This is a genomic window from Streptomyces sp. 15-116A (assembly GCF_025290915.1).
Classification (GTDB): domain Bacteria; phylum Actinomycetota; class Actinomycetes; order Streptomycetales; family Streptomycetaceae; genus Streptomyces.
On the sequence record NZ_JAOCQE010000014.1, the window covers coordinates 34444 to 59749 of the forward strand.

General features: G+C 72.9%; 28 protein-coding genes and 1 tRNA gene. 10 read left to right on the plus strand and 19 right to left on the minus strand.

Annotated features, from left to right (window positions below):
- Positions 1 to 218: 218 nt before the first annotated feature.
- The gene (locus tag N4P33_RS04920; RefSeq protein ID WP_260824975.1) at positions 219 to 578 is read right to left on the minus strand and encodes a hypothetical protein; all 360 of its coding nucleotides are present in this window, start codon (positions 576 to 578) and stop codon (positions 219 to 221) included.
- On the opposite strand from N4P33_RS04920, the gene N4P33_RS04925 reads away from it, so the two are divergent.
- On the plus strand, positions 568 to 804 hold the full coding sequence (locus tag N4P33_RS04925) for a hypothetical protein (RefSeq protein WP_260824976.1): 237 nt from the start codon (positions 568 to 570) through the stop codon (positions 802 to 804). The two genes, N4P33_RS04920 and N4P33_RS04925, sit on opposite strands and share 11 nt — an antisense overlap.
- A 53-nt stretch (positions 805 to 857) precedes the next feature.
- On the opposite strand, the gene N4P33_RS04930 is transcribed toward N4P33_RS04925, so the two are convergent.
- Positions 858 to 931 (minus strand) — tRNA-Pro (locus tag N4P33_RS04930).
- 128 nt (positions 932 to 1059) lie between these two features.
- Here N4P33_RS04930 and N4P33_RS04935 point away from each other — a divergent pair.
- Positions 1060 to 1767, plus strand: a complete 708-nt coding sequence (locus N4P33_RS04935; protein WP_260824977.1) for a transketolase — start codon at positions 1060 to 1062, stop codon at positions 1765 to 1767.
- 40 nt (positions 1768 to 1807) lie between these two features.
- The gene (locus tag N4P33_RS04940) at positions 1808 to 2728 is read left to right on the plus strand and encodes a transketolase family protein (protein WP_260824978.1); all 921 of its coding nucleotides are present in this window, start codon (positions 1808 to 1810) and stop codon (positions 2726 to 2728) included.
- A 34-nt stretch (positions 2729 to 2762) separates the two neighbouring features.
- On the opposite strand, the gene N4P33_RS04945 is transcribed toward N4P33_RS04940, so the two are convergent.
- From N4P33_RS04945 to N4P33_RS35640, 13 genes are all read right to left on the minus strand, one after another.
- Entirely contained in the window at positions 2763 to 4094 is a 1332-nt protein-coding gene (locus N4P33_RS04945) for an MFS transporter (RefSeq protein ID WP_260824979.1), read from the minus strand.
- 131 nt (positions 4095 to 4225) lie between these two features.
- Positions 4226 to 4585: an MmcQ/YjbR family DNA-binding protein gene (locus N4P33_RS04950; RefSeq protein WP_260824980.1), complete on the minus strand. Its 360-nt coding sequence runs from the start codon at positions 4583 to 4585 to the stop codon at positions 4226 to 4228.
- Positions 4586 to 4615: 30 nt separating this feature from the next.
- Complete coding sequence (locus tag N4P33_RS04955; RefSeq protein ID WP_260824982.1) at positions 4616 to 5161, minus strand: GNAT family N-acetyltransferase; 546 nt, start codon at positions 5159 to 5161, stop codon at positions 4616 to 4618.
- A complete protein-coding gene (locus N4P33_RS04960; protein ID WP_260824983.1) occupies positions 5158 to 5742 on the minus strand; it encodes a helix-turn-helix domain-containing protein in 585 nt (194 codons plus the stop codon). The genes N4P33_RS04955 and N4P33_RS04960 overlap by 4 nt, the downstream gene beginning before the upstream one ends.
- 34 nt (positions 5743 to 5776) lie before the next feature.
- Positions 5777 to 6682: a LysR family transcriptional regulator gene (locus N4P33_RS04965; RefSeq protein ID WP_260824984.1), complete on the minus strand. Its 906-nt coding sequence runs from the start codon at positions 6680 to 6682 to the stop codon at positions 5777 to 5779.
- A gap of 36 nt (positions 6683 to 6718) precedes the next feature.
- Entirely contained in the window at positions 6719 to 7912 is a 1194-nt protein-coding gene (locus N4P33_RS04970; protein ID WP_260824985.1) for a glycine C-acetyltransferase, read from the minus strand.
- A 41-nt stretch (positions 7913 to 7953) separates the two neighbouring features.
- Complete coding sequence (tdh, locus tag N4P33_RS04975) at positions 7954 to 8985, minus strand: L-threonine 3-dehydrogenase (protein ID WP_260824986.1); 1032 nt, start codon at positions 8983 to 8985, stop codon at positions 7954 to 7956.
- A gap of 207 nt (positions 8986 to 9192) precedes the next feature.
- A complete protein-coding gene (locus N4P33_RS04980) occupies positions 9193 to 9768 on the minus strand; it encodes a GAF domain-containing protein (protein WP_260824987.1) in 576 nt (191 codons plus the stop codon).
- A 75-nt stretch (positions 9769 to 9843) separates the two neighbouring features.
- Positions 9844 to 10509, minus strand: a complete 666-nt coding sequence (locus N4P33_RS04985; RefSeq protein WP_260824988.1) for an ATP/GTP-binding protein — start codon at positions 10507 to 10509, stop codon at positions 9844 to 9846.
- Positions 10487 to 10864 carry a DUF742 domain-containing protein gene (locus tag N4P33_RS04990; RefSeq protein WP_260824990.1) on the minus strand — a complete coding sequence of 126 codons (378 nt, stop codon included), beginning with the start codon at positions 10862 to 10864 and terminating at the stop codon, positions 10487 to 10489. Before N4P33_RS04990 ends, N4P33_RS04985 begins: the two co-directional genes overlap by 23 nt.
- On the minus strand, positions 10861 to 11322 hold the full coding sequence (locus N4P33_RS04995) for a roadblock/LC7 domain-containing protein (RefSeq protein ID WP_260824991.1): 462 nt from the start codon (positions 11320 to 11322) through the stop codon (positions 10861 to 10863). Before N4P33_RS04995 ends, N4P33_RS04990 begins: the two co-directional genes overlap by 4 nt.
- A 68-nt stretch (positions 11323 to 11390) precedes the next feature.
- Positions 11391 to 13514 (minus strand): ATP-binding protein, encoded by a 2124-nt coding sequence (locus N4P33_RS05000; RefSeq protein WP_260824993.1) that lies wholly within the window; start codon positions 13512 to 13514, stop codon positions 11391 to 11393.
- A gap of 460 nt (positions 13515 to 13974) precedes the next feature.
- Positions 13975 to 14409 (minus strand): histidine kinase dimerization/phospho-acceptor domain-containing protein, encoded by a 435-nt coding sequence (locus N4P33_RS35640; RefSeq protein ID WP_399028597.1) that lies wholly within the window; start codon positions 14407 to 14409, stop codon positions 13975 to 13977.
- An 81-nt stretch (positions 14410 to 14490) separates the two neighbouring features.
- Here N4P33_RS35640 and N4P33_RS35645 point away from each other — a divergent pair, with 81 nt between their 5' ends.
- Entirely contained in the window at positions 14491 to 14706 is a 216-nt protein-coding gene (locus N4P33_RS35645) for a hypothetical protein (RefSeq protein ID WP_399028600.1), read from the plus strand.
- 63 nt (positions 14707 to 14769) lie between these two features.
- Here N4P33_RS35645 and N4P33_RS05010 read toward each other — a convergent pair whose 3' ends face one another.
- A complete protein-coding gene (locus N4P33_RS05010) occupies positions 14770 to 15561 on the minus strand; it encodes a DeoR/GlpR family DNA-binding transcription regulator (RefSeq protein WP_313904442.1) in 792 nt (263 codons plus the stop codon).
- Positions 15562 to 15870: 309 nt separating this feature from the next.
- Here N4P33_RS05010 and N4P33_RS05015 point away from each other — a divergent pair, with 309 nt between their 5' ends.
- The 4 genes from N4P33_RS05015 to N4P33_RS05030 are packed head-to-tail and all read left to right on the plus strand — an operon-like array spanning position 15871 to position 20557.
- Positions 15871 to 17397 (plus strand): FGGY-family carbohydrate kinase, encoded by a 1527-nt coding sequence (locus tag N4P33_RS05015; protein WP_260824994.1) that lies wholly within the window; start codon positions 15871 to 15873, stop codon positions 17395 to 17397.
- A complete protein-coding gene (locus N4P33_RS05020; protein WP_260824995.1) occupies positions 17390 to 18880 on the plus strand; it encodes an FGGY-family carbohydrate kinase in 1491 nt (496 codons plus the stop codon). The genes N4P33_RS05015 and N4P33_RS05020 overlap by 8 nt, the downstream gene beginning before the upstream one ends.
- Positions 18877 to 19497 carry a histidine phosphatase family protein gene (locus tag N4P33_RS05025; RefSeq protein WP_260824996.1) on the plus strand — a complete coding sequence of 207 codons (621 nt, stop codon included), beginning with the start codon at positions 18877 to 18879 and terminating at the stop codon, positions 19495 to 19497. The genes N4P33_RS05020 and N4P33_RS05025 overlap by 4 nt, the downstream gene beginning before the upstream one ends.
- A gap of 19 nt (positions 19498 to 19516) precedes the next feature.
- Positions 19517 to 20557 (plus strand): 2-hydroxyacid dehydrogenase, encoded by a 1041-nt coding sequence (locus N4P33_RS05030; protein ID WP_260824997.1) that lies wholly within the window; start codon positions 19517 to 19519, stop codon positions 20555 to 20557.
- On the opposite strand, the gene N4P33_RS05035 is transcribed toward N4P33_RS05030, so the two are convergent.
- Positions 20546 to 21205 carry a PadR family transcriptional regulator gene (locus N4P33_RS05035; RefSeq protein ID WP_260824998.1) on the minus strand — a complete coding sequence of 220 codons (660 nt, stop codon included), beginning with the start codon at positions 21203 to 21205 and terminating at the stop codon, positions 20546 to 20548. The two genes, N4P33_RS05030 and N4P33_RS05035, sit on opposite strands and share 12 nt — an antisense overlap.
- A 96-nt stretch (positions 21206 to 21301) precedes the next feature.
- On the opposite strand from N4P33_RS05035, the gene N4P33_RS05040 reads away from it, so the two are divergent.
- On the plus strand, positions 21302 to 22153 hold the full coding sequence (locus N4P33_RS05040; RefSeq protein ID WP_260824999.1) for a class I SAM-dependent methyltransferase: 852 nt from the start codon (positions 21302 to 21304) through the stop codon (positions 22151 to 22153).
- 8 nt (positions 22154 to 22161) lie between these two features.
- Here N4P33_RS05040 and N4P33_RS05045 read toward each other — a convergent pair whose 3' ends face one another.
- Positions 22162 to 23136, minus strand: a complete 975-nt coding sequence (locus tag N4P33_RS05045; RefSeq protein WP_260825001.1) for an alpha/beta hydrolase — start codon at positions 23134 to 23136, stop codon at positions 22162 to 22164.
- A 135-nt stretch (positions 23137 to 23271) separates the two neighbouring features.
- A complete protein-coding gene (locus tag N4P33_RS05050) occupies positions 23272 to 24468 on the minus strand; it encodes an MBL fold metallo-hydrolase (RefSeq protein ID WP_260825002.1) in 1197 nt (398 codons plus the stop codon).
- A gap of 119 nt (positions 24469 to 24587) precedes the next feature.
- Here N4P33_RS05050 and N4P33_RS05055 point away from each other — a divergent pair, with 119 nt between their 5' ends.
- Positions 24588 to 25190: a TetR/AcrR family transcriptional regulator gene (locus tag N4P33_RS05055; protein WP_260825003.1), complete on the plus strand. Its 603-nt coding sequence runs from the start codon at positions 24588 to 24590 to the stop codon at positions 25188 to 25190.
- The last annotated feature ends 116 nt before the right edge of the window (positions 25191 to 25306 follow it).

The window sequence follows — 25306 nt, forward strand, 5'->3', positions numbered from 1 at the left end:
CGGCGCGGGTGTGACCCCGCGGCGCTGCTTACCCGGCGAACGTTAGGCAGCACATAGGGCGACATCAAGGACATTTGATGATGAATCGCCCCGAGCATCGGTGAACTGCCGACGGGAGGAGGGCCGCCGGCCACGGAGTCGGCCGGCAAGGACGTACACCGGCGGGGGCGTCCCCGGGATGTCCGGCAGGCCACGGAGGCCCGCGTGCGACGCCGGAATCAGCCCTGCTCGCTGTCCTCCGTCCCGTGGAACGCCGCCGCCACCGCGCGCAGTCCGCGTACGCCGTAGGCGATGACCGGCTCGACCTGGGGGGCGAAGCGCGGGGAGTGGTTGCCGGGGATGCCCGGCGGGACCTCGGTCGGGGCGGGGGTGTCGCCGTAGAGCTTCGGGGCGGCCGAGCCCCACATCCAGAAGACGGACGGGTAGCCCGCGGTGGTGCCGTAGATGCCGAAGTCCTCGCTGCCGGAGAGCGGACGCGGCATGTGCTGGACGCCGGCCTCGCCGTAGACGCCGGTCAGGGCGGCGCGTGCGGTGGCCGTGGCGTCGGCGGCCGTGGCCCGGCTGTGCATGGCGGTCACGGGCGAGGCGAATCTGATGGTGTCGGCGTGGGCGCGGTCACCGGCCGACGCGACGGCGTTCGAGACCCGGCTGGGCGCCAGGGTGCCGGAGGCCCGGGTGCTGCGTCGTGACGTCACGCTGGTGACGGCGAAGCGGAGGGGCCAGCTGCTGGACGACGAGGGGCGCGCGGGCGGACACATCCCGGTGGACCGGTACGGCGAGGGCCCCACCGCCCCGGCACAGTGAAAAGGGGCCGTCAGCAACGGCCCCTCACCTGCGACTTTCGCGTGATCGAAAAGTCGGGACGACAGGATTTGAACCTGCGACCCCTTGACCCCCAGTCAAGTGCGCTACCAAGCTGCGCCACGTCCCGTTGCCCGTCTGACCTGGGGATTCCCCCGGCCGAACGCGCACGGAAACCATACCGCACTCGCGGCGGTGATCGCGCATCCCTTTCTCGCGCTTGACCTCAAGTTTGGTTGAGGTTGCAGCATCGTCGGCATGACGACGACCGAGGAAACCAGGCGTGTGTACGGGTACGCGGACGTGCCCGGGCTGATGAGTCTCATGACCGGCGACGAGAAGCACGGGCCGGCCGCGACGTCCACCCTGGATGTGCTGTGGGTGCTGTACGACCGGGTGCTGCGGGTGAGTCCGGAGCGGGTGGACGATCCGGGACGGGACCGGTTCCTGCTGTCGAAGGGGCACGGGCCGATGGCGTACTACGCCGTGCTGGCCGCGAAGGGGTTCCTGCCAGTGGAGTGGCTCCCGGACTTCGGCTCCTACGACTCCCCGCTCGGCCATCATCCCGACCGGATGCTGGTGCCGGGGGCGGAGATCGGCAGCGGCTCGCTGGGGCACGGGCTGCCGATCGCGGTCGGTACGGCGCTGGGGCTGCGGGCGCAGGGGCTCGACGAGCCGCGGGTGTGGACGCTGATCGGGGACGCCGAGCTGGACGAGGGCAGCAATCACGAGGCGCTCGCCTTCGCCGGGCCCGCCGGTCTGGAGCGGCTGCACGTCGTCGTCGTGGACAACTCCTCCGCGAGTCATGCCCGGCCCGGCGGGATCGCCGCGCGGTTCGAGGCGGCGGGCTGGTCCACGCGCACCGTCGACGGCCGTGATCACGAGGCGCTGTACGCCGCGTTCACCGCGCCGCATCCGGGGCGGCCCCATGTGGTGGTGGCCCGGGTCGAGCCGAAGTCCGTGTGAAGTCCCCTTACTCATCCAGCACTTGAAAGGAGCGATCTCCGTGGACACCATGCGTGATCGTCTGGCCCCTGTCGTCTCCCGGCTGCTCGACGAGGATCCACGGGTCGCCGTGGTGCTCGCCGAGATCGGCAGGGACGGATTCGAGGCGGCCCAGCGGCGGCATCCCGACCGGGTCGTGAACGTCGGCATTCGTGAGCAGTTGCTGGTGGGGGCCGCGGCCGGGATGGCGCTCACGGGGTTGCGGCCGGTGGTGCACACGTTCGCCAGCTTCCTGGTCGAGCGGCCCTTCGAGCAGGTCAAGCTGGATCTGGGGCATCAGGGCGTGGGTGCGGTGCTGGTGAGCGCCGCCGCGTCCTTCGACTGGCCCGCCGGTGGATATACGCACATGGCGCCGGGCGATGTGGCGCTGCTGGACACCCTGGACGGCTGGACCGTGCATGTGCCGGGGCACCCGGACGAGGCCGAGACGCTGCTGCGGCACGCCGTGGCCGCCGGGGACGACAAGGTGTACGTGCGGTTGTCCGTGCAGGCCAACGAGCAGGCCCGGCCCGTGGACGGCGAGCGGTTCCTGAGCGTGCGCGAGGGCAGGTCGGGAGTCGTGATCGCGGTCGGCCCGATGCTGGACGCGGTGCTCGCCGCGACGGAGGGCCTGGACGTCACGGTCCTGTACGCCACCACCGTCCGCCCCTTCGACGGCGCCGCTCTGCGCCGGGCCACGGAGGCGGCGGGGACGGATGTCGTGCTGGTCGAGCCGTATCTGGCGGGCACGTCGACGGGGGCGGCGAACGACGCGCTGTCGGATGTACCGCACCGGGTGCTGGGGCTGGGCGTGGGCCGAGCCGAGCTGCGGCGGTACGGCCACATCGAGGAGCATGTCGCGGCGCACGGCCTCGACGCGCGGTCGCTGCGCGAGCGGATCGGGGGTTTCCTGTCGGCGGGGCGGGTGGCGGCGGGGGTTTGATGGGCGCGGCCCGGGGTTCATCCCCCCCGGCGGCTCAACCCCGTTCGGAACAGGTGTCCTTGGCGGTCGGCTTCCGGTGCGGCGAGGTGCCGGGATCCGGCCGGCCCAAGGGCCCCTCGCCCGGGGATGTCTCCGCACGGACCAGGTTGCGTATCGCCGGGACCGCCAGCAGGGCGCCCGAGACGACGAGGCTGATCACGCCGGCCGCCAGCAGAACGTGCTGTGTGCCGAGCAGCGACGCGGCGGGGCCGGCGAGGGCCTGGCCGACCGGCATCATCGCCAGGGAGCCGGCCACGTCGTAGGCGTGGATGCGGTTGAGGACGTCCGGCGGGACCTGGGTCTGCACGCTGGTCGCCCACATCACGCCCCAGAACGACAGGCCGGCCCCGGCGACGGCCGCCCCGGCCGCCATGGCCGGCACCCCGAGCCCGGCCCCGACGGAGGCGGGGAACGCCGCGAAGGCGAAGAGGGCGATCGCGCCGGCGCGGAGCATACGGCGGGGCCGCAGACGCAGCGCGAGGAAACCGCCGACGACCGTGCCCGCGCCGAGAGCGGAGTTGACCAGGCCGTACGCGCGCGGGCCGTGCTCCTGCACCACATCGGCGGCGACCAGCGGGACGGTCGGCCCCCACACGGCGATCATGTACAGGCACCAGATGGCGATGACTCCCCAGAGCCAGGTGCGGGCCCGGAACTCCCGCCAGCCCTCCACGAGATCGGCCCGGAAGGCGCGGCGGCCGGTGTGCGGTGCCGTCCGGCTGCCCGCCGGGAGCGGGGGGAGCCGGAGCAGCAGCAGGCACAGGGCGCTCACCCCGTACGTCGCCGCGTGCGCCACGAAGACGCCACCCGGTGAGGCGAAGCCGACGAGCAGTCCGGCGAGGGCGGGTCCGGCGAGCTGGGCGCTGGACTCGGCGATGCGTATCGCCCCGTTGGCGCCCTGGATGTCGGAGGCGAGCCGGGGCACGGTGCTGGCGACACCGGGCTGGAACACCGCGCCGGCGACGCCGTTGACGAAGCCGATGGCGCAGATCTCCCACAGCACGACATGCCCGGAGAAGAACAGCCCGGCCGCGAGCAACTGGGCGGCCAGGCGCACCAGATCGGCCCCGATCATCAGCTTGCGGGTGCTGAACCGGTCGGCGATCACCCCGCCGAAGACGACGAGCCCGGCGAACGCGGCGGCGGTCGCGGCCATGGCCAGACCGACGGCGCCCGCCCCGTACCCGTGCTGCAGCAACCCCGCGGCCAGCGCCACGGGCAGCATGGTGTCACCGAGCCGGGCGACGGCCCGCGCGACGAAGAACAGCCCGAAGTCCCGCGACCAGACCTCCCGGGCCCGCGTCGACTTCTCGGACGTCGCCCTCACCTGCTTGCCTCCCCGACCGCTGCCCCGTGCCGTCTGCCCCTCACGTCACGGCGGCCGGAGCCCCCTGTGGCCCCGGCTTCCGCTCACGGTCCCGGATCATGCCACGGGGCAGTGACAACGCCCCGGGAATTTCAGTCCGCGGGCGGCAGCCCCAGCCCAGGGTGGGCCTCCAGCAGCCGGGGCGGGGCCGCCTGGCGCCAGGAGTCGGCCAGGATGTCGTGCAGTTCGGCCTCGTCCTCGAGGGCGGAGAGGCGGACTCTGACCCAGGCGAACTGCGCCTCGTGCTCGGCGATCCAGAACTTCCGCGGTTCGGCGAGGGCCAGTTCGTCGCGTTCCTCCTTCGGGCAGCGCACGGCGATCGAGGTCTCGTCCTCGGGCAGCGTGGCGAACATCTTCCCCGCGACCCGGAACGTGGGCATGCTCCAGGCGACCTTCTCCGTCGTGTCCGGCAGGGACAGGGCGATCCGTCGTACGTCTTCGGCATCCGGCATGGCAGGCACCGTAGCGCCTGCCACTGACAATCACCTGGTCGGAGCGTGGTGCGGGGTCCCCGCGAGGCGCTTGTAGTAGATCGTCGTCGGCCGGAGCACCCCGGCCGGGTCCGCCGCGTAGTCGGGGATCGCGCCCACGGGGGTCCAGCCGGCGGAGCGGTAGAGGTGTTCGGCGGGGCTGTCCGTCTCGGTGTCCAGGTGCAGCAGGGTGATGCCGCGCGCGGCGGCTGCCTCCTCCGCGAGGGCCAGCAGCCTGCGCCCCAGTCCCCGGCCGCGGGCGGCGCGGTGCACCATGAGCTTCACGAGTTCGGCGCGGTGGGCGCTGTTGGGCTTGTCGGGGAAGGCGAGGCTGATGGTGCCGAGCGCCCGGCCCTCGTCGTCGTAGGCGACCCAGACGGCGAGTTCGCCGGCGGCGACCGCAGCGGACCGCTCCTTCCACCAGGCGAGGGCGGCGCCCTTGTCGAGCGGGGCGAGGAAGCCGACGGAGGCCCCGCCGTCCACGGTGTCGGTCAGCAGGTCGGCCAGGGTCTCGGCGTCCTCGGCCAGTCGACCGGCGTCCACGGGGGTGATGTTCATGGCCGTACCACCGCCAGGACGTAGCGCACGTCGTCCGGTCCGGGGCAGCGGAAGCGTGTCGGGCCCCAGACGCGCAGCCTGAGGCAGTCGCCGGTGGCAAGGGGGTGGTCGGTGTCCTGGGCCGTCACGGTGAGGGCTCCTTCCAGCACCCAGATGTGCTGTTCGAGGCCGGGCACGGGCGGCCGGTCGTAGGCGATGTCGGCGCCGGCGGTGAGCCTGCCCTCGACCAGTTCGCCGCGCAGCCCGCCGTGCGGCGGTGACACGGACCGGCGGACGAAACCGGAGGCCGTGTCCTCCCACACCGGCTGCTCGGCGGCCCGCACCACCGGGGCGGGCTCCGCCTCGACCTCGCTGAGCAGCTGGGACATGGTGCGCCCGTAGACGGCGCAGAGGCGATTGAGCAGGGAGGCGGTCGGGCTGATCTCCGCCCGCTCGGCCCGGGACAGGGTGGACCGGCTGATCCCGCTGCGATCCGCCAACTCTCCGAGGGACCAGCCGTGTTCGGCCCGCAGTTCGGCCAGCCGCGCGCCCAGCCGGACGTCGACGGGGTCCGGGGTCACCCCTGCCTCATCTCGTTTCATATCCGGGACTGTATCCCAGATATGAAACGACTGCTCAGGCCTCCCCGGCGGCCTCGCGGAGCGCGTCCAGGACGGGCTTGATCAGCGGATGCTCCTCCGCGCCCCGGCGCACCGCGGCGAAGACCCGGCGCGTGGGCGCCACTCCGTCGACCGGGCGCACCACCACGCCGGTCAGATCCATGCCGCGCAGCGCCGAGCGGGGCACGAGCGCCACCCCGGCGTCCGCCGAGGCGAGCGCGACGACCGCGCGGAAGTCGTCGGAGGAGTGCTCCAGACGGGGCTGGAACCCGGCGTTCTCGCAGGCCAGCACCACCACGTCATGGCAGGGGTTGCCCGGGTACGGTCCGATCCACGGGTCCTTGGCCAGTTCGGCCAGCGGCACCTCGGCGGTGTCCGCGAGGCGGTGGGTGACGGGGACGACCGCGTCGAAGGGCTCCGCGTACAGCGGTACGTGGGCGAGGCGCGGATCGTCGGCGGGCGGCGCCCCCCGGTACTCGACCGCGACGGCGACGTCGACCTGCCGGTCCAGCACCATCGGCAGACTGGCGTCGCCCTCGGCGTCCTGGACGCGGATGCGGATGCCGGGCGCCGACCGGGCGAGGCGGGCCACCGCGGGCGCGACGACCTCGGCGATCCCGGTCGCGAAGGAGGCGACGGTCACGGTTCCGGCCGAGCCCGAGCTGTAGGCGGCGAGCTCGGCGGCGGCCCGCTCCAGCTGGGCGAGGACGGCGTTGGTGTGACGCAGCAGGATCTCGCCGGCCGGGGTCAGCCGTACGCCCTTGGCGCTGCGCTCCACCAGCCGGTGGCCCGTCTCCTGTTCCAGCGCGGTGAGCTGCTGGGACACGGCCGACGGGGTGAGGTACAGCGCGGCGGCAGCCGCCGTGACCGTGCGGTGGTCGGCCACCGCACGGAGGATGTGGAGCCGCCGCGCCTCGATCATGCGATCGATTGTCTCAAATACAGCGGTGCCGTCGGCTCAGGCGTCGAGCTCCGCCCGTGCCGCGACGAAGGCGTCCACGGCGCGGTCGACGTCCGCGGTGGAGTGCGCGGCCGACAGCTGGACCCGGATACGGGCCTGGCCCTGCGGCACCACCGGGTAGGAGAACCCGATCACGTACACCCCGCGCTCCAGCAGCAGCTCGGCCATGCGTCCGGCCCGTGCCGCGTCGCCGATCATCACCGGGGCGATGGCGTGGTCGCCGGGGAGGATGTCGAAGCCCTCCTCGGTCATCCGGCGGCGGAACAGGGCGGTGTTCTCCGCGAGCCGGACCCGCAGGTCGTCCGCCGACTCCAGCAGGTCGAGGACCTTGAGCGAGGCCGCGGCGATCACCGGGGCGAGCGTGTTGGAGAACAGGTACGGCCGCGAGCGCTGGCGCAGCAGGGCGACGATCTCCGCGCGGGCGGCGACATAGCCGCCGGACGCGCCGCCGAGGGCCTTGCCGAGGGTGCCGGTGATGATGTCGACGCGGTCCATCACGCCGTGCAGTTCGGGGGTGCCGCGCCCGCCGGGGCCGACGAAGCCGACGGCGTGCGAGTCGTCGACCATGACCATCGCGTCGTAGCGGTCGGCGAGGTCGCAGATCTCCCGCAGCGGCGCCACATAGCCGTCCATGGAGAACACGCCGTCGGTGACGATCAGCCTGCGGCGCGCGTCCGAGGCCTCCTTGAGCTGCGTCTCCAGGTCCTCCAGGTCACGGTTGGCGTACCGGAAGCGGCGGGCCTTGGACAGGCGGATGCCGTCGATGATGGAGGCGTGGTTCAGGGCGTCGGAGATGACCGCGTCCTCCGGGCCGAGCAGTGTCTCGAACACGCCGCCGTTGGCGTCGAAGCAGGAGGAGTACAGGATCGTGTCCTCCTGGCCGAGGAACGCCGACAGCCGCGCCTCGAGCTCCTTGTGCACCTCCTGGGTGCCGCAGATGAAGCGGACGGACGCCATGCCGTAGCCCCAGCGGTCCAGCGCCTCGTGGGCGGCGGCGATCACCTCGGGGTGGTCGGCGAGGCCGAGGTAGTTGTTGGCGCAGAAGTTGAGGACCTCGCCGGGGCGGCCGCCGGCGGTGACGTTCACGGTGGCCGACTGCGGGGTGCCGATGACGCGCTCGGGCTTGTGCAGACCGGCGGCGCGGATCTCGTCGAGGGTGGCGCGCAGGTCGTCGCGGACGGATTCGAACATGGCAGCTCCAAGGGTGCGTTACGGGCGAACCGAGCAAAAAATCAAGCAGTCCAGTCGAGGATGACCTTGCCGCCCTTGCCGCTCGCCGCGTCGTCGAAGGCGGCCTCGAAGTCGCGGTAGCCGTAGCGTCCGGTGATGACCGGGGCGAGGTCCAGGCCGCCCTCCAGCAGCACCGACATGGCGTACCAGGTCTCGAACATCTCCCGGCCGTAGATGCCCTTGATGGTGATCATCGAGGTGACGATCCGGGCCCAGTCGACCGGGAACTCCTCGGCGGGCAGGCCGAGCATCGCGATCCGGCCGCCGTGCGTCATGTTGGCGAGCATGTCCCGCAGGGCCTCGGGGCGGCCGGACATCTCCAGGCCGACGTCGAAGCCCTCGCGCAGGCCGAGGGCCTGCTGCCCGTCGGCGATGGTCGACTCGGCGACGTTCAGGGCCAGACTCGCGCCGATCTTGCGGGCGAGCTCCAGGCGCTCCTCGCTGACGTCGGTGATCATGACGTGCCGGGCGCCCGCGTGCCGGGCCACGGCGGCGGCCATCAGGCCGATGGGGCCGGCGCCGGTGATCAGCACGTCCTCGCCGACGACCGGGAAGGACAGCGCGGTGTGCACGGCGTTGCCGAACGGGTCGAAGATCGCGGCGATGTCGAGGTCGACGGGGACGCGGTGCACCCAGACGTTGGTGGCGGGCAGCGTGACGTACTCGGCGAAGGCGCCGTCGCGTCCCACACCGAGACCCACGGTGGCCCGGCACAGATGGCGGCGGCCGGCCAGGCAGTTGCGGCACTTGCCGCACACCAGGTGGCCCTCGCCGCTCACGCGGTCACCGACCTTGATGTCCTCGGGGACGTCCCGGCCGGTCTCCACCACTTCGCCGGCGAACTCGTGCCCGAGGACCAGCGGGGTGCTGATGGTCTGCCGGGCCCAGCCGTCCCAGTTGCGGATGTGCAGGTCGGTGCCGCAGATTCCGGTGCGCAGCACCTTGATCAGCACCTCACCCGGTCCGACGGCGGGCTCCGGGACGTCCGCGAGCCACAGCCCGGGTTCCGCCTTCTGCTTGACCAGCGCCTTCAACGCAACGGCTCCTGTGGGTGAGTCCCGGCACCCGGGCATGCGAAGGAAGCCCGGGTGCCGGGAAGAGGAGTGGAATCGCACTGCAATCTGCCGTACAACACCTTCACCGGTCCATCGAGGATTTCTTAAGCGCAGCCACAGCTTTCCTTCACGCCGTCACCTCATCGGCGGTGCGACCCCCTCGCGGTGCTCACCGCCGCGGCCGTCTCACAGCGGCAGCCCGTCGTCCTCCCGCCGCTCCAGGCGTACGACGAGATCCGCGGCCCGCTCCTTGATGGCGGCCAGGCCCTCCTGTCCCCAGGCCCGCGGGCGGATGTCGCAGACGGACACGGTGCCCAGCACCATGCCGGTGCTGTCGATCAGCGGGGCGCCCAGATAGGAGCGGATGCCGAACTCGTCGACGACCGGGTTGCCCGCGAACCGCGGATAGTCGCTCACGTCCGGGAGCGCCAGCGCCTTGCGCCGGGCCACCACATGGGGGCAGAAGCCATGGTCGCGGGGCAGCACCCGGCCCAGCAGGGCACCGGTGCCGTCACTGCGGACGGCGGGCGGGGCGGCCGGGGTGCACAGGCCCGCGAAGAACTGACCCTCCTCGCCGAGGAAGTTGACCATGGCGTACGGGGCTCCGGTGAGCTCGGCGAGACCGTAGGCGAAGGCGTCGAGGGAGGGCTCGGGGCGCTCCCCCAGGCCCAGCCGGTGCAGCCTGCGGGTTCGGGCGGGTGCCTCCTTGTCCTCCGGGGTGAGCAGCAGACGACCGGCCGGGCGGGGCGGGTCGTAGCTCATGGGCGGGCTCCCTGAGGGTGGGCGAAGGTCCTATGGGCGACGGTCATATACGGGCTCCGTGACGGTGTGCGGGGATCACATGTGGGCGCCGTACCCCGTGGCGGCGGCCGGGGCGTGGGCGATGAGATGCCGGACGAGAGTGAGCAGGGTCTGGACTCCGGAGCTGGAGATCCGGGCGTCGCAGCACACGACGGGGATCTCGTCCGGCAGGTCGAGGGCTGCGCGCACCTCCTCCGGGTCGTAGCGGAAGGCGCCGTCGAACTCGTTGACGGCGACGATGAAGCCGAGTCCGCGCTGCTCGAAGAAGTCCACGGCCGCGAAGCACTCCTGAAGGCGCCGGGTGTCGGCGAGGATGACCGCTCCGAGGGCGCCCTCGCAGAGCTCGTCCCACATGAACCAGAACCGCTCCTGGCCCGGCGTGCCGAACAGGTACAGCACATGTTCGGCGTCGAGGGTGATGCGGCCGAAGTCCATGGCCACGGTCGTCTCGACCTTGTTCTCGATCCCGTCGAGGCTGTCGGTGGCGGCGCTGACCGTGGTGAGCAGTTCCTCCGTGCTGAGCGGCGCGATCTCGCTGACCGCGCCGACGAAGGTGGTCTTGCCCACGCCGAACCCGCCCGCGACGAGGATCTTCAGCGCGGTGGGGAAGAGGTCGCCGCCCTGCTCGGAGTTGTCGTCGTACGGTGCGCGGTCGCCGTAGTGCGCGCCGTCGCCGTAGTCAGAGCTGTCGTCGTAGTCCATCGAGCACTGCCTCCAGAAGGGCCCGGTCCGTCGGGGTGTGGTGGAACGCGGGGGGCTTGGTGGTCAGCGCCCCGCAGTCGACGAGGTCCGCCAGCAGCACCTTGGTGACGGCCACCGGCAGCTTGAGGTGGGCGGCGATCTCGGCGACCGGGACGGGGGCGCGGCACAGGTCGAGGGCCTGTACGTGTTCGGGGCCGAGGTAGCCGAGGGGGGTGGCTCCGGTGGCCATCACCTGCGACAGCAGGTCGAGGGCGACGGTGGGTCGGGTGCGGCCGTTGCTGACGGTGAAGGGGCGCACCAGCCGCCCGGCCGCGTCGTCGAGCCACGGTCCGTCACCGGCGGTCGCCGCGCTCAAGGCCTCATCGCCGGGGAGGCCGGCGAACCCGGGGATGCCTGGGGCTCGACGGCGTGCTGGCGGGGTGCGGTCACCAGATAGGGCCGGACGCTCTTGACCAGCATCGCCATCTCGTAGCCGAGCACGGCGGCGTCGGCCTCGCGGCCGGCCAGCACGGCGAGGCAGGTGCCGGAGCCGGCGGTGGTGACGAACAGCAGGGTCGAGTCCAGCTCGACGACCACCTGGCGGACGTCGCCGCCGTCGCCGAAGCGGATGCCCGCGCTGCGGCCGAGGGAGTACAGGCCGGAGGCCAGGGCGGCCATGTGGTCGGCGCTGTCCGGGTCGAGGCCGTGCATGGATTTCACCAGCCCGTCGCAGGACAGCAGAACGGCGCTGGTGGTGTGCGGTACGCGTTGCACGAGGCCGCTCATCAGCCAGTCGAGATCGGATACATGGGCGGTCGGCGCATCGCTCGCCATGGTGGATCGACTCCTTGGGATACGAAGGTCTGCGGGAGCGCTGGATCGTGTAGTGGGGGTGGGGGTGGTCATCCGGCGGAGGCGCTCCCGTCGTGCCGGGCGGTGTGGTCGGTACGCGCTGTGTCCCCTGCGGGGAGTGGTGTGCGGTCGGGCATGGGGACCGGCGACATGTGCTCGCGCCCCATGTGGTCGGGCCCGATGTGGCCGCGCTCCATGGCGTGGGGCTCCGTGTGGCCGGGCTCCGTGTGCCTGGTCCCGTTGCTGCCGCGTTCCATGGGCTGGGGCTCCATGTGGCCGGTCTCCACGGGGCCGGTCTGCATGTGGTCCCGTTCGACGAGTTGGTGGGACTCCATGTGCTGCTGGGACTCGGCCAGGCTGATGCCCCGTTGGAAGGCGGCCATCAGGTTGGGGTCGTGGCCGGGGACGTGCTCGGTGTCCTGGCGAGGAGCGGGGCCCTCGCGCAGCTGGGGTGCGATGTGCTCCTGGGCGCGGCGGCGGGGCAGCTGGGGTTTGCCCATGGTGCCGCGCACGGTGCCGGTGCGAGGGGTGAGCGGCTTGGTGTCGTTCTCGGCGAGCAGCTGCCGGTCGTCGGCGCTGATACCGGGCACGGCCTCGGCCGGGGTGGGCCGCACCTGCCGGGCACCGCGCACGGGCAGCGGCGGGGCGATGGCTCCTCCGTCGGAGGAGGGCGCCGTGGCGGACGTGGACGTCGATGCGGCGGCGGACGCGGATGCGGTCGGGGACGAGGCTGCGGATCCGTGCGCCGGCGTGGGCGCAGGCACCCGTGCGGATGCGGGCTCCCTGGTCACCGAGGGCCGTGGCGCGGTCGGCTGCCGCTGCCACTGCGGTACGGCAGGTGCGGCCACCGGCGAGAGCGGCGCACCCGGCGCGGTCACCACGCGCTGGGGGCCCGTACCCGAGTCGGTCCCCGCGCCGGTGTCACCCTCACGCGGCTGCCCGACCGCGCCCACCGCAGCCCCTGCCGGCGCCCCCGGCTCCGCGCCCAGCAACGCCTGCGGCACCACGAGCACCGCCTGTACACCGCCGTAGATGTTGGTCTGCAGCCGCACATGGATGCCGTGCCGCTTGGCGAGCTGGGAGACCACGAACAGACCGATGCGCCCATCGGCCAGCAGACTGGCCACATTGACCTGGTCGGGGTCGCTCAACAGGGCGTTCATCCGGTCCTGTTCGCCGACCGGCATGCCCAGTCCTCGGTCCTCGACCTCGACGGCGAGCCCCGAGGTGACGAGGTTGGCCCGCAGCAGCACCTGGGTGTGCGGGGCGGAGAACACCGTGGCGTTCTCGACGAGTTCGGCGAGGAGATGGATGACGTCGGCGACGGCGTGCCCGCGCAGAGTCCCGTCGACGGGCGGCACGAGCTTGACCCGCGAGTACTGCTCGACCTCGGCGATGGCCGAACGCAGCACCTCGGTCATGGAGACGGGGTTGCTCCACTGCCGCCGGGAGACGGCCCCGCCGAGCACCGCGAGGTTCTCGGCGTGGCGGCGGATGCGGGTGGCGAGGTGGTCGACGTGGAAGAGGCCCTTGAGCAGGTCGGGGTCCTCGATCTCGTTCTCCAGCTCGTCGAGGATCGAGATCTCCCGGTGCACCAGGGACTGAAGGCGCCGGGCCAGGTTGACGAACACCTCGAGCTTCTGTTCGCTGCCCGCCTGGCTGGACAGCCGGGAGGCCTGCACCACGGCGGTCACGGCACCGTCGTGCGCACGGGCCAGGTCGGTGGCGAGGAGGTCGAAGTCGTCGGCGTCCCGGGGCAGTCCGGCGTGCCGGGGCCGAGGGGGCGGGCCGTCGCCGCGGCGCAGGGTCTCGACGAGGGCGCGCAGTTCGCCCTCGCGCCGGGCGGTGCTCCGGCGCAACGTGCCGATGCGGTCGTGCACGGTGCGTGCGGCGCGGTCGGCGGCCACGGCGGCGATGACGATGCCGGCGAGCGCCACGCACACCGCGCCGCCGAGCACGCCCCACAGGGCGGGGCCCGGCCGCACTCCGGTGGAGCGGACCAGGAACAGCACGGCGGCGCAGGCACTGAGGGCGACGGCGACGGGGGGCAGCACGGCAAGACGCAGCAGCTGGGGCCGTATGTGCGTCTCGGGCAGCGCCGGAGCGGACTTGACGGCCGGTCGCCCGTGCCGCCCGCCTTCACGCCGGGGCGCAGCTTCACGCCGGGACGTCACCTCGCGCCGGGACGCACCTTCGCGCCGAGGCGCGCGCCCGCGCGCGGCCGGTCCCGTCTCCGCCTCGGCGCCGACGCCTCCCGGCAGGTTCCCTCGTCCGCCTTGTGCCTGCACGTACCGGTCCCCGCTCCCTCATGCGACGCTGTCGACCGACACTCACCGTAGTCGTCACCGCATCATGTGCGGTGGGCAGTTGACAAACTCCTACGGCAGACGTCCCGCTCTGGTATGAGGCTTCGTACGACAGACCGATAAGCCCGCCGACATGCGTCCGGACAGCGTTCACGAATCGATCCGACCTGCTCAGAAGCGGTCAGAGGTGAGCGGGGCGGCCGAGGAAGCCGACCGCACCTCGACCGCCCCGCTCACCGGCCCGACCGGCCCGACCGGCCCCTCGGGCACATAGAACACCCCGGCCCCCGGGGACGGCACCACCCCCGACCCTCACCCTCAGTAATCATCAGGCCTGAGGTCCGCTCAGCCCGCATGCAGCGCAGTCCGGAGCCGGGCAGTGCGCGGGCCGAGGGCGCGCGGTAGAAGCGGTCGAAGATGTGCGGGAGGTCCCTTGCGGGCTGAACTTGGCCGCGTTGTCGAGGAGGTTGGTCAGCAGGCGGGTCAGCCGGGAGAGGTCGGTCAGGTCGACCTGTTCCAGCAGGGGCGGGGGTTCCTCGGCACGGGCCGGTTCGATCAGGTCGTTCACCAGATCTATGACGTCCGCGAGTTGGCGTACCCGGGCTCGGGCCGCACGGTCGCGCCGCTCCTGGGGGAGGCAGTCGGCGAGGGCGAGGAGTTCGGCCTTGGTGCGCAGCGCGATGAGCGGGGGGCGCAGTTCGTGGGAGGCGTCGGCGACGAGGCGCCGCTGGGCGGTGACGGAACGGTCCAGTTCCTCCAGCACGGTGTTGCACGTGGCGGTGAGCCGGGCGAGTTCGTCCCTGCGTCGCCGGGCGGGGTCGGGCGGGCCCGGCAGGGTGATGCGGTGGCGCGGGTCGCGGGTGGCGGCCCCGCGTTCCGCCGTGGCGGTGAGGCGGGTGACCGGGGCGAGACCCGCGCGGGCGACGCCGTAGCCGAGACCGCCCGCCGCGACGACGCCGACCGGCCGACGGCGACCAGCAGCCAGGCGGCCTGCCGAACGCCGCAGGCCGCCCTTGCGGACCTCGGCATCCGCTTGGCACGCCGAGTGAGATCCGTGTGACTTTCACGTGACGTGCGGGCCCGCGGAGCCCCCGGGCTCCTTCAGACCGGCCTGCAGAACCCTTCAGGCCCCGGCGACGGTGCGTACGTCCACCCCGCTGTCCCGCAGCCGCCGTACCTCGCCCGCCGGGGCCGCGTCGTCGACGAGTACGAGGTCGAAGTCGGTGAGCGGGGCGAGCGCGTACAGGCCCTGGTTGGCGAACTTGGTGTGGTCGATGAGCAGCACCCGGCGGGCGGCGGCCGCCATCATCGCCCGCTTGACCTGCACCGTCTCGGGCGACATGTGGTAGCAGCGGCCGCCGGTGACCGCCGTGGTGGACATGAACAGCACATCGGCCCGGAAGGACTCCACGCTGTGCGCGGTATGGGCGCCCATGAAGGCGTCGTACGCGGGAAAGTACGTGCCGCCGAGCGCGATCAGCGCCACGCCGGGCTCGCGGGCGAGGGCGGTGATGGCGGGCAGGGCGTTGCTGATCGCCGTGATCGGGGTGTGGTCGGCGAGGTGCCGGACCAGGTTCAGGCAGGTCGTGGAGTCGTCGATCATCACGACCTGGCCCGGGGCGAGTTCCTCGGCGGCGGCGCGCGCCAGCCGCTGCTTGGTCGGCGCCATCGTCGTGAGCCGTTCGCTGACGCTGCCGTGGAACTGCGTGGAGGGCAGGGAACTCGCCCCGCCGCGCACCTTGCGCAGCCAGCCCTGCGCCTGAAGTGCGTCCAGGTCGCGGTGGACGGTCATGACGCTCACGCCGAATTCGGCCGCGAGGTCGGCGGTGCGGACGAAGCCCTGGGAGGTGACGAGCTCGCGCAGCCGCTGCCGGCGCTCCTCCTGGGCGTCCGTGCGGGCGTCGATGCCGGGCATGGCGCGGCTCCCTCCGGTTCCTGTGAGCACACGACTCACGAGATACGGCGATGCGAATCTCACATGAACGTAACACGACGTGCCCCGGCCCCTTCCCTTGCGGGCGCGGCTCCCGCGCCGTGCGGGCACCCGGCCGCCCCCGGGATCTCACACAGCGGCGCGATCCCGCCACGGGATAACTCCCCGGGCCGATTGACGCGGCGCCCGCCGCGCGATTCCCTGATTTCGCGAGCCGCCGCGCTCTCCGGGCTCGTGCGGTGCACGGGCGCGTCCTTTGCGCAGGGGCATGAAGGGGCAGGTATTGCAGTCATGTCGGTACTCACCATCGACGTAGGAACCTCGGTCATCAAATCCGTCGTGTTCGACGACCAGGGTCAGGAATTGGCGGTCTCCCGCATCGGCACCGAGGTGCTGCGGCCCCGCCCCGGCTGGGCGGAACAGGACATGGAGGCGGTGTGGAACGGCGTGGTGTTCGCCGTGCGCAGCGCCCTCGCCCAACTGGACCCGGACGAGGATCCCGTGTGGCTGGTGAGTTTCACGGCGCAGGGCGACGGCTGCTGGCTCGTGGACGGCGAGGGCCGTCCGACCGGCCCGGCGATCCTGTGGTCCGACGGGCGCGCCGGTGACCTGCTCACCCGCTGGCAGGCGGACGGCGTGCTGGAGGAGGCGTTCCGCCGCAACGGCTCACTCACCTGCAGCGGCATGCCGAACGCGGTGCTCAGCTGGCTCGCCGAGCACGACCCGGAGCGGCTGAAGAGATCCCGTACGGCGCTGACGGCGGCCGGCTGGCTGTTCCTGAGGCTCACCGGCGTCACCGCGATCGACGAGTCGGACGCCTCGGCGCCCTTCCTCGACCACTCCACCGGCGCCTACGACCCGGTGATCCTCGATGTGTTCCAACTGCGCTGGGCGGAGCCCCTGTTGCCGAGGATCCTCGGTGAGCACGAGCGGATCGCCGAGATCACCCACCGGACCGCCGCCGAACTGGGCCTGCCCGCCGGACTGCCGGTCGTGATGGCCCCGTACGACATCGCCGCGACCGCGCGCGGTGCCGGGGCCGTCAACCCCGGCCAGGCGTGCGCGATCCTCGGCACGACCCTGTGCACCGAGATCGTCTCGCGCGCGCCGGACACCGGCGGCGAGCCGTGCGGCATCAACATCGCCTACCGCGGCCGGGAACGCACGCTGCGCGCCTTCCCCACCCTGTCCGGCACGGAGGTGCTCGACTGGGCCTGCCGCACCCTGTCCGTGGAGGATCCCGCCGCGCTCGGCCGGCTCGCCTTCGACGCCGAACCGGCCGCGGGCGGGCTGGCGTTCCTGCCGTATCTGTCGCCCGCCGGGGAACGTGCCCCCTTCCTGGACCCGCGTGCGCGGGGCGCGTTCTGGGGCCTGTCCCTCGATCACACGCCCGCGCATCTGGCCCGCGCCGTGTTCGAGGGCCTGTCCCTCGTCGTCCGCGACTGCCTGGCCGCGTCCGGGACCGAGGTGCACGAACTGCGCCTGTGCGGCGGCGGATCCGCCAGCGACGACTGGTGCCGGCTCATCGCCGACGTCACCGGAGTGCCGACGGCCCGTAGCGCCGACACCGAACTGGGCGCCAAGGGCGCGTTCCTGACCGGCCTGGTGCTCAGCGGCGCGGAGAGCAGCATGCACAGTGCCGCCGCCAAGTACGTGCGGATGCGCTCCAGTTGGGAGCCGGACCCCGAGCGCGCGAGCCTCTACGACGAATTGTACGGCGCGTATCTCACCTGGCGGGACGCCGCCCGCTCCCTCGGCTGGTCACCGGCGCCCGCACCCTCCCGCGTACCCGCACCACCGAAGGCCCCGCATGTCTGACGCCCTGTCCCCCGACGCCGTCCACCTCGGCCTCGACCTCGGCACCCAGAGCGCCCGCGCGGTCGCCGTGGACGGCACGGGCCGTCTGCTCGGCGCCGCGTCCCGCCCGCTCACCGGCCGCCGTGACGGCGTGCGGCACGAACAGGACCCGGCGCAGTGGTGGCCGGCGCTCACCGCTGCCTGCCGCGACGCCCTGTCCGGCATCGACCCGCGCCGGGTGCGGGGCCTGGCCGTCGACGCCACGTCCGGGACGGTGCTCCTGGCCGACGCCTCCGGCACGCCGCTCACACCGGGTCTGATGTACGACGACGGACGCGCCGGCGCGTACACCGACCGCGTGAACACGGTGGGCGCGGGGGTGTGGGAGAAGCTCGGCTACCGCGCGATGCAGCCGTCCTGGGCGCTGCCGAAGCTGCTGTGGCTGCTGGACCGACTCCCTTCCCGGAGCCGGGAGATCCGGCTGCTGCATCAGGCGGACCTCATCACCTGGCGGCTCGCCGGACGGCAGGTGGCGAGCGACGCCAGCCATGCGCTGAAGAGCGGCTACGACCTGCTCGCCGACCGGTGGCCCGAGGCGGAGCTGAGCACGCTCGGCGTCCCGGCCGGCCTGCTGCCGGAGGTCGTACCGCCGGGCACAGTGGTCGGCGCCGTGTGCGCGGACGCCGCCGAGGCGACCGGCATCCCCGCCGGTACGCCCATCACGGCCGGGATGACCGACGGCTGCGCGGCACAGATCGGCGCCGGAGCGCTGACGCCGGGCGCCTGGAACTCGGTGCTGGGCACCACGCTGGTGTTCAAGGGCGCGAGCCCGCACCTCGTGCGCGACCCCGGGGGCGTGGTGTACTGCCATCGTGGCCCCGGCGGCACCTGGCTGCCCGGCGGCGCCTCCAGCAGCGGCGCCGGGATCCTCGCCCGGCGCTTCCCGGGCGCCGATCTCGACGCGCTGACCGCGCGGGCGGCCGCGACCGGCTCCACCGCCGTCGTCTACCCGCTGGTGGGCGCGGGCGGCGAACGCTTCCCGTTCCGCGCGCCCGGCGCCGAGCCCTTCGTACTCGGTGAACCGGCGGGCGAGGCCGAGGAGTTCCACGCCTGCCTGCTGGGCGTGGCCTGCGTCGAACGGCTGTGCTTCGACTACCTCGACCACCTCGGCGCACCCGTCGACGGGCCGCTCACCTTCACCGGCGGCGGCGCCCGCAACCGCTACTGGTCGCAGCTGCGCGCCGACCTGCTCGGCCGTACGGTCGGTCTGCCCGAGCATGCCGAGAGCGCCCTCGGCATGGCGGTGCTCGCCGCCACGGCCTCCGGCGCCACACTGCGGGAGGCCGCGGCGGCGATGGTGCGGCTGCGCGAGGAACTCCACCCCGACCCGGCCCGCACCGCGGCCCTGCTGCCCGTCTACACCGGGTTCGTCGACGAACTGACCCGGCGCGGCCTGCTGGACGCGGCCGTGGCCGACCATGCGCACAGAAAGGCCGCACAGTGACCACGTTCGTCCTCGTCCGCCACGGCGAGACCGCCTGGCACGCGGAGAACCGCTACGCGGGCCGCACCGATGTGCCGCTCACCGAACTCGGCCGCCGGCAGGCCGCCGCGCTCGGCACCTGGGCCGCCGGGCAGCGGCTGGACGCCGTGCTCTGCTCCCCGCTGTCCCGGGCCCGCCTGACCGCCGAACCGGCGGCGACCGCGCTGGGCCTGACCCCCTGGGTCGACGAGCGCCTGTACGAGGTGGACTTCGGCCGCGGCGACGGGCTGACCCGCGCGGAGATGGCCGAGGCGTTCCCCGAGGAGCTGGCCGCGTTCCTCGCCGACCCGGTGACCCACCATCTGCCCGGCGGTGAGGATCCGGTGGCCGCGGCCGACCGGGCGATCGAGTGCCTGGAGGAGGTCGCGCGAAAACTCCCCGACGGCCGTGTCCTCGTCGTGGCCCACTCGACGCTGCTGCGCCTGGTGCTGTGCAAGCTGCTCGGCATCCCGCTCGCCCACTACCGCCGTGTCTTCCCCGGTCTGGAGAACGGCGCCCTGACCGAACTGCGGCTGCGCGGCGGCGAGGCGTCGCTGCTGCGGCTGAACGCGCCCGTTCATCTCGTCCTCCCTTCCTGATCGCATCCGGAGACCCACCGTGCCCACCACCGTCCTCGCCGCCGGCGACCACTTCGTCCTGCCCCGGCTGCTCGAACAGGAACTGCGCTCCGCCGCCCCCGGAGTCGACGTACGGCAACTTCAACTCCCCTGGCCCCACACGCCGTTCGGCAAGGTCGCCGAGGTCGACGAGGCGTCCGGCACGGAGGAGCAGCTGATCGAGGCGCTGCGCGGCGCGCGGATCTGCGTCACCCAGATGGCACCGCTGACCGAGCGCGTCCTGGCCGCCTGCCCGGACCTGGAGCTGTTCTGCGTCAGCCGGGGCGGTCCGGTCAACGCCAACCTGGAGGCGGCCACCCGGCACGGCGTCGCCGTCTGCTACGCGCCGGGCCGCAACGCCGTGGCCACCGCCGAGCACACCCTGGCCCTGATCCTCGCCGCCGCGCGCGGGATCGGCGATGTGCACACCGACCTCAAGCACGGCACCTGGCGCGGCGACTACTACGACTACACCCGCTGCGGGGTCGAGATCGACGGCTCGGTCGTGGGCCTGGTCGGCTTCGGCGCGATCGGCTCGCGGGTGGCGCGGGTGCTGGCCGCGATGGGGGCGACAGTCTTGGTCCACGACCCCTATGTGCGCCCGGAGGCGGTCGAGGGTGTCGCCGAACTCGTCGGTCTGGACGAGCTGTTGAGCCGCTCCCGGATCGTCTCGCTGCACGCCCGGGTGACCGAGGAGACCCGCGGCATGATCGGCAGGGAGCAGATCGCGGCCATGCCTCGGGGCTCGGTGCTGGTCAACTGCGCCCGCGGCGCGCTAGTCGACTACGACGCGGTGTGCGACGCGCTGGACACGGGCCGGCTGGCGGGCGCCGGCTTCGACGTGTTCCCCGTCGAACCGGTCCCGGCGGGCGCGCGGCTGCTGTCCACACCGGGTGTCGTCCTCACCCCGCACATCGCCGGCGCCAGCAGGGAGGTGGCCGAGAAGGCGGCCCGGATCGTCGCCGGGGAGGTGGGCCGCTTCCTGCGCGGCGAGCCCCTGGCCCACTGCGCGAACCCGGAGGTGCTGACGTCAGGGGCGTGAGTCGGTAGGCCGGCGCTCCCCTTCGCTCCACTCGGCCCGCCGGATGGTTTCCGCGAGCTCCTCCGGGTCGGCGACCGCCTCGTGGGGGTCGTCGGGCCACTGCTCGACGCAACCGGCGGCCCAGTCGGCCCATTCGGCGACGAGCCGATAGTAGTCGGTGAGGAAGCGGCCGACGAGCAGCGTCTGCGCGGCCCGCTCCTGGAACGCGGCCCGGCCTTCGAGGTAGGCGCGGGCCGCGGCGAGATTGTCCTCGTTGCGCTCGACGGCCCAGGCGCGGGCCGCGCGGAGGGTGGCCAGGGTGTCGGCAGGGGTGCCGGACTCGGCGTAGAACACCTTGACCAGCTGCTCGGACTCCAGCACGGGCCCGGCGCCCGGCTCACGCAGCCAGTCGGCCAGTGCCGCCCTGCCGCGGCCGGTGATGGTGTAGACGGTCCGCGGCCGCCGCCCCACCGCCTCCCGCTCGGCCCGCGCGAGCCCGTGCCGGACGAGCTTCTTCGGCTCCTCGTAGATCTTGCTCTGGGCCCGGGGCCAGATCCGGCCCAGGCTGCGGTCCATGTGCCGGGCCAGCTCGTACGTGCTCCACGACCGCACCGAGAGCAGCCCCAGGACGGCGTACGAGGTCGTCGTGAGCGCCGGCCCCCTCGGCACCGTGCCGCTTTCTCCCTCAGGGCCTCTTGACATCGCCGCCCCTTCGGCGTAGTCCGGAATTAGTCCCATGGGGAGTATATGCCCGAGGTGATGGAGATGACCAGTACGTCACAGTTCGCCCCCTCGAACACGGAGCAGGCCAGGGCCTGGGACGGCGACGAGGGCGCTTACTGGGCGAAGCACGCCGACCAGTTCGACCGCGCGCTGCGCGGCTACCGGGAGGCGCTTCTCGACGCCGCGGCGATCGGCCGGGCGGACCGGGTGCTGGACATCGGCTGCGGCACCGGGGAGATCACGCGTGAGGCCGCCCGCCGCGCACCCGAGGGCACCGCACTCGGGGTCGATCTGTCGTCGGCGATGCTGCGCGTGGCGAGCGAGAGGGCGGCCGCCGAGGGGCTGGCGAACGCCCGCTTCGTACAGGGCGATGTGCAGGTGCATCCGTTCGAGGCCGGGGAGTTCGACCTGGCGGTCAGCCGCACCGGGACGATGTTCTTCGCCGAACCCGTCACCGCGTTCGGCAATGTCGCGCGAGCGCTCAGGCCCGGTGGCCGTCTGGTGCAGCTGGTCTGGCAGCCGCCCGCGCGCAACGAGTGGTTCCTCGCCCTGATGACGGCCATGTCGGCGGGCCGTGACCTGCCCGCTCCCCCACCGGACGCCCCGGGCCCGTTCTCCCTGTCGGACCCCGCCCGGGTGAGCACCCTGCTGACCGAGGCCGGATTCGACGAGCCGCGCTTCGAGTCGCTCACCGCGCTCGAACACTTCGGCCCCGACGCCGGCACCGCCCACCGCTTCCTGCTCGGGCTGGTCGGCTGGATGCTGACCGACCTCGACGACGCCGGCCGCGAGCGAGCCCGCACCGACCTGTACCGCACCCTCGAGGACCACGAGACACCCGGGGGTGTGCTCTATCCGTCCGCGACCTGGCTCATCACGGCGACACGGCCGTAACGCCCTGCTCAACCGGGGTGCAGCGCCGTCCTGAGGAAGTCGACGGCGAGCTTGCGGGCGACATGGGCGGCGCGGGTGTCGCGCAGGCTGTCCAGAAGCAGGAAGTCGTGGACCATGCCGGTCACCCGGACGCAGGTGACGTCCACGCCCGCCTCGCGCAGCTTGTTGGCGTACTTCTCGCCCTCGTCGCGCAGCACGTCGGCCTCGTCGGTGACGACCAGGGCCGGGGGCAGGCCCCTCAGCCGGTCGAGGCTCGCCCGCAGCGGGGAGGCGTACGGCTCGGCGCGCTGGGCGGGGTCGGTGGTGTAGTGATCCCAGAACCACTGCATGCCGTCGCGGGTGAGGTAGTAGCCCTCGGCGAACTGCAGGTAGGACGGGGTGCCGAAGTCGGCGTCGGTGACGGGATAGAGCAGGCACTGGCCCTTGAGGCCGATCCCGCCGCGTTCCTTGTTCATCAGCGCGAAGACCGCCGACATGCAGCCGCCGACCGAGTCGCCGGCGACGGCGACACGCGAGGGGTCCAGGCCGTGCTCGGCTCCGTTGTCCAGGATCCACCGGTCCACGGCGTAGTTCTGCTCGACCTGGGTGGGGTACTTCGCCTCCGGCGCACGATCGTAGACGGGGAAGACACCCGCGGCGCCCGCACCGACGGCGAGTTCGCGGAAGAGCCGGTCGTGCGTCTTGTCGTCGCCGAACACCCAGCCGGCGCCGTGGATGTAGAACACCACGGGCAGCGGGCCCGAGGACCCCCGCGGCCGGATGACACGGGTGCGGACGGTCCCCCACTCGCCCGCGTCCACCTCGATCCACCCCTCGTCGACATCGGGCCTGGGCACGCCGGGATCACTCTGCAGACCGAGCAGAATGTCCCGGCCCTTCTCCGGAGGGACCTCGTAGATCCGGGGGTGCGGGGCGGTCGCCTCGCACAACTCCTGCGCGGCAGGCTCGAGACAAGGGGTGATCGGCGGAGGAAGCTCGGTCATGTCGACTCCGTGTCACGGGTACGTTCGTGCGCTGTCCCGCCCGCTTCCCATCGTTCGCGCCCCGCCGACCACGCGCAACTCGAGATCTTGCCCTTCGGCGGCAAGTGGCTTGCACTGCCGGGCTCTTGGCCCGCGTCACCGATCGCCCGCGAGATCGAGGTCGCGCTCCGGGGCGGTCTCGGTGGCGATCTGCGTCGACGAGGGCCCGCGCCACGGGTGGGCGAGGGGATGGGACACCGCGCGCCACCAGGGGTCCGAGGGCAGCTTCCCCGCCGGTTCGAAGGGTTCGCCGGGCCGGGGGAACGCCACCGCCTGGCCGGCCGCCTGCGCCGCGTCCTTGGTCCACTCCCCCGGCTCCGCCCACGCGTGCGGGGCCAGATTGAACGTGCCCCAGTGGATCGGGAGCAGCACCCCGCCCGGCTGCCCGCCCTGCAGATCGAGATGCGCGCGCAGGGCCTCCTCGGGCGTCATGTGGATGTCGGGCCAGAACTCCGAGTACGCGCCGAGCTGGATCATCGTCGCGTCGAAGCGGCCGTGGTCGGCGCCGATGTCCTGGAAGCCGTCGAAGTAGCCGGTGTCGCCGCTGTGGTACACGCGGTGCTCCTCGCCCGCGACGACCCAGGACGCCCACAGCGTGTGCTGGGTGTTGCGCAGGCCCCGGCCGCAGAAGTGCCGGGCGGGGGTGGCCGTGAGGGTGAGTCCGCCGACCCGCGTCGACTCGTGCCAGTCCAGCTCCCGCAGCCGGCCCTCGGACACGCCCCAGTGCTCCAGGTGCGCGCCGACGCCCAGCGGCACCGCGAACAGCGTGTCCGTGCCGGCCAGCGCCTTGATCGTGGGCAGGTCCAGGTGGTCGTAGTGGTCGTGCGAGATCACCACGACGTCGACCGGGCCCAGCGCGGTCAGCGGCAGCGGCGCCGGGTGCAGCCGCTTGGGCCCGACGAAGGGGAACGGAGAGCAGCGCTCGCCCCACACCGGGTCGAACAGCACCCGCTGCCCGTCGATCTCCGCGAGCACGCTGGAGTGACCCATCCAGGTCAGGCGCAGCCCGGTGGCCGGGGGGCGGGCGATGTCGGCGAGGGTGGTGGGGTGCACCGGCACCGGCCCGCGGGGGGCGCGGCGGGTACGGGTCTCCTTGTCGAGGACGACCTTCGCCAGGTCCCGGGACGACCCCGAGGGGCGGGTCCGCGCGGGACCGCCGGGGTTGACGAAGACACCGTCCTTGAAGTGCGGGGATCTGCGGATGCGCGCCATGCGCTCACCGCTGGGGTCCGCGCCGAAGGCCGGGGGCCGCAGTGCGCGGAGCCCGGAGCTCTGGGAACGGAAACCGGCCACGGTACCTCCAGCTGGAGTCGGTCAGGCATTCCATTATGTGGGGCGGGTCCGGCAGCGCGGTGCCCTTCGGCCGGTACGGGAGTCTCCGGACGTGTCATGTCCGGGCTAGGGTGACGGCCGTGACGAGGGTGCGGTTGAGCGTGGCGGAGCGGCGTGAGGAGATGCTGCGGGCCGCCATCGAGCAGATCGAGGAACGGGGTGTGGCCGCGGTACGGATCTCCGACGTGGCCTCGGCGCTCAGGGTGAGCAACGCGCTGGTGCTGTACCACTTCGCCACGAAGGAGAAGCTGGTCGCCGCCGCGTTCGCCCACGCCGCCGAGGCGGACCTGGCTCATCTGCGCAAGCTGCTGGGCCGCCGCACGTCGGCCCTGCGCAGGCTGCGTGCCGCCGTGCGCTGGTACGCCCCCACGGGCCAGGCGAAGGGCTGGCGCCTGTGGATCGAGGGCTGGGCGGTGTCCCTGCGCGATCCCGCCCTGCGGGAGGTGGCCAGGGACCTGGACCGCCAGTGGAAGGCCGCGCTCACCGAGGTCATCGAGGAGGGCGTGGAGGCGGGCGAGTTCACCTGCCCCGACCCCGCGGCGACGGCCCTCCGCCTGACGGCCCTCCTGGACGGCCTGGCAGTCCAACTGACGTCCTACACGGGCACGATCCCCAGATCCCGGGCGAGAACCTGGGCCGACGAGGCCCTGACCCGCGAACTGGGCACAGCCGACCCGCAATAGCGGCCGATCAGGCCCGCCTACGCCAGGGGAGCCACGTCCGCCCGCCCACGATCGGCCGAACCCGACCATCCCACCGCCAGCCGACGCGCCCCCCATCCGCGGACAGGCGGGCCCGC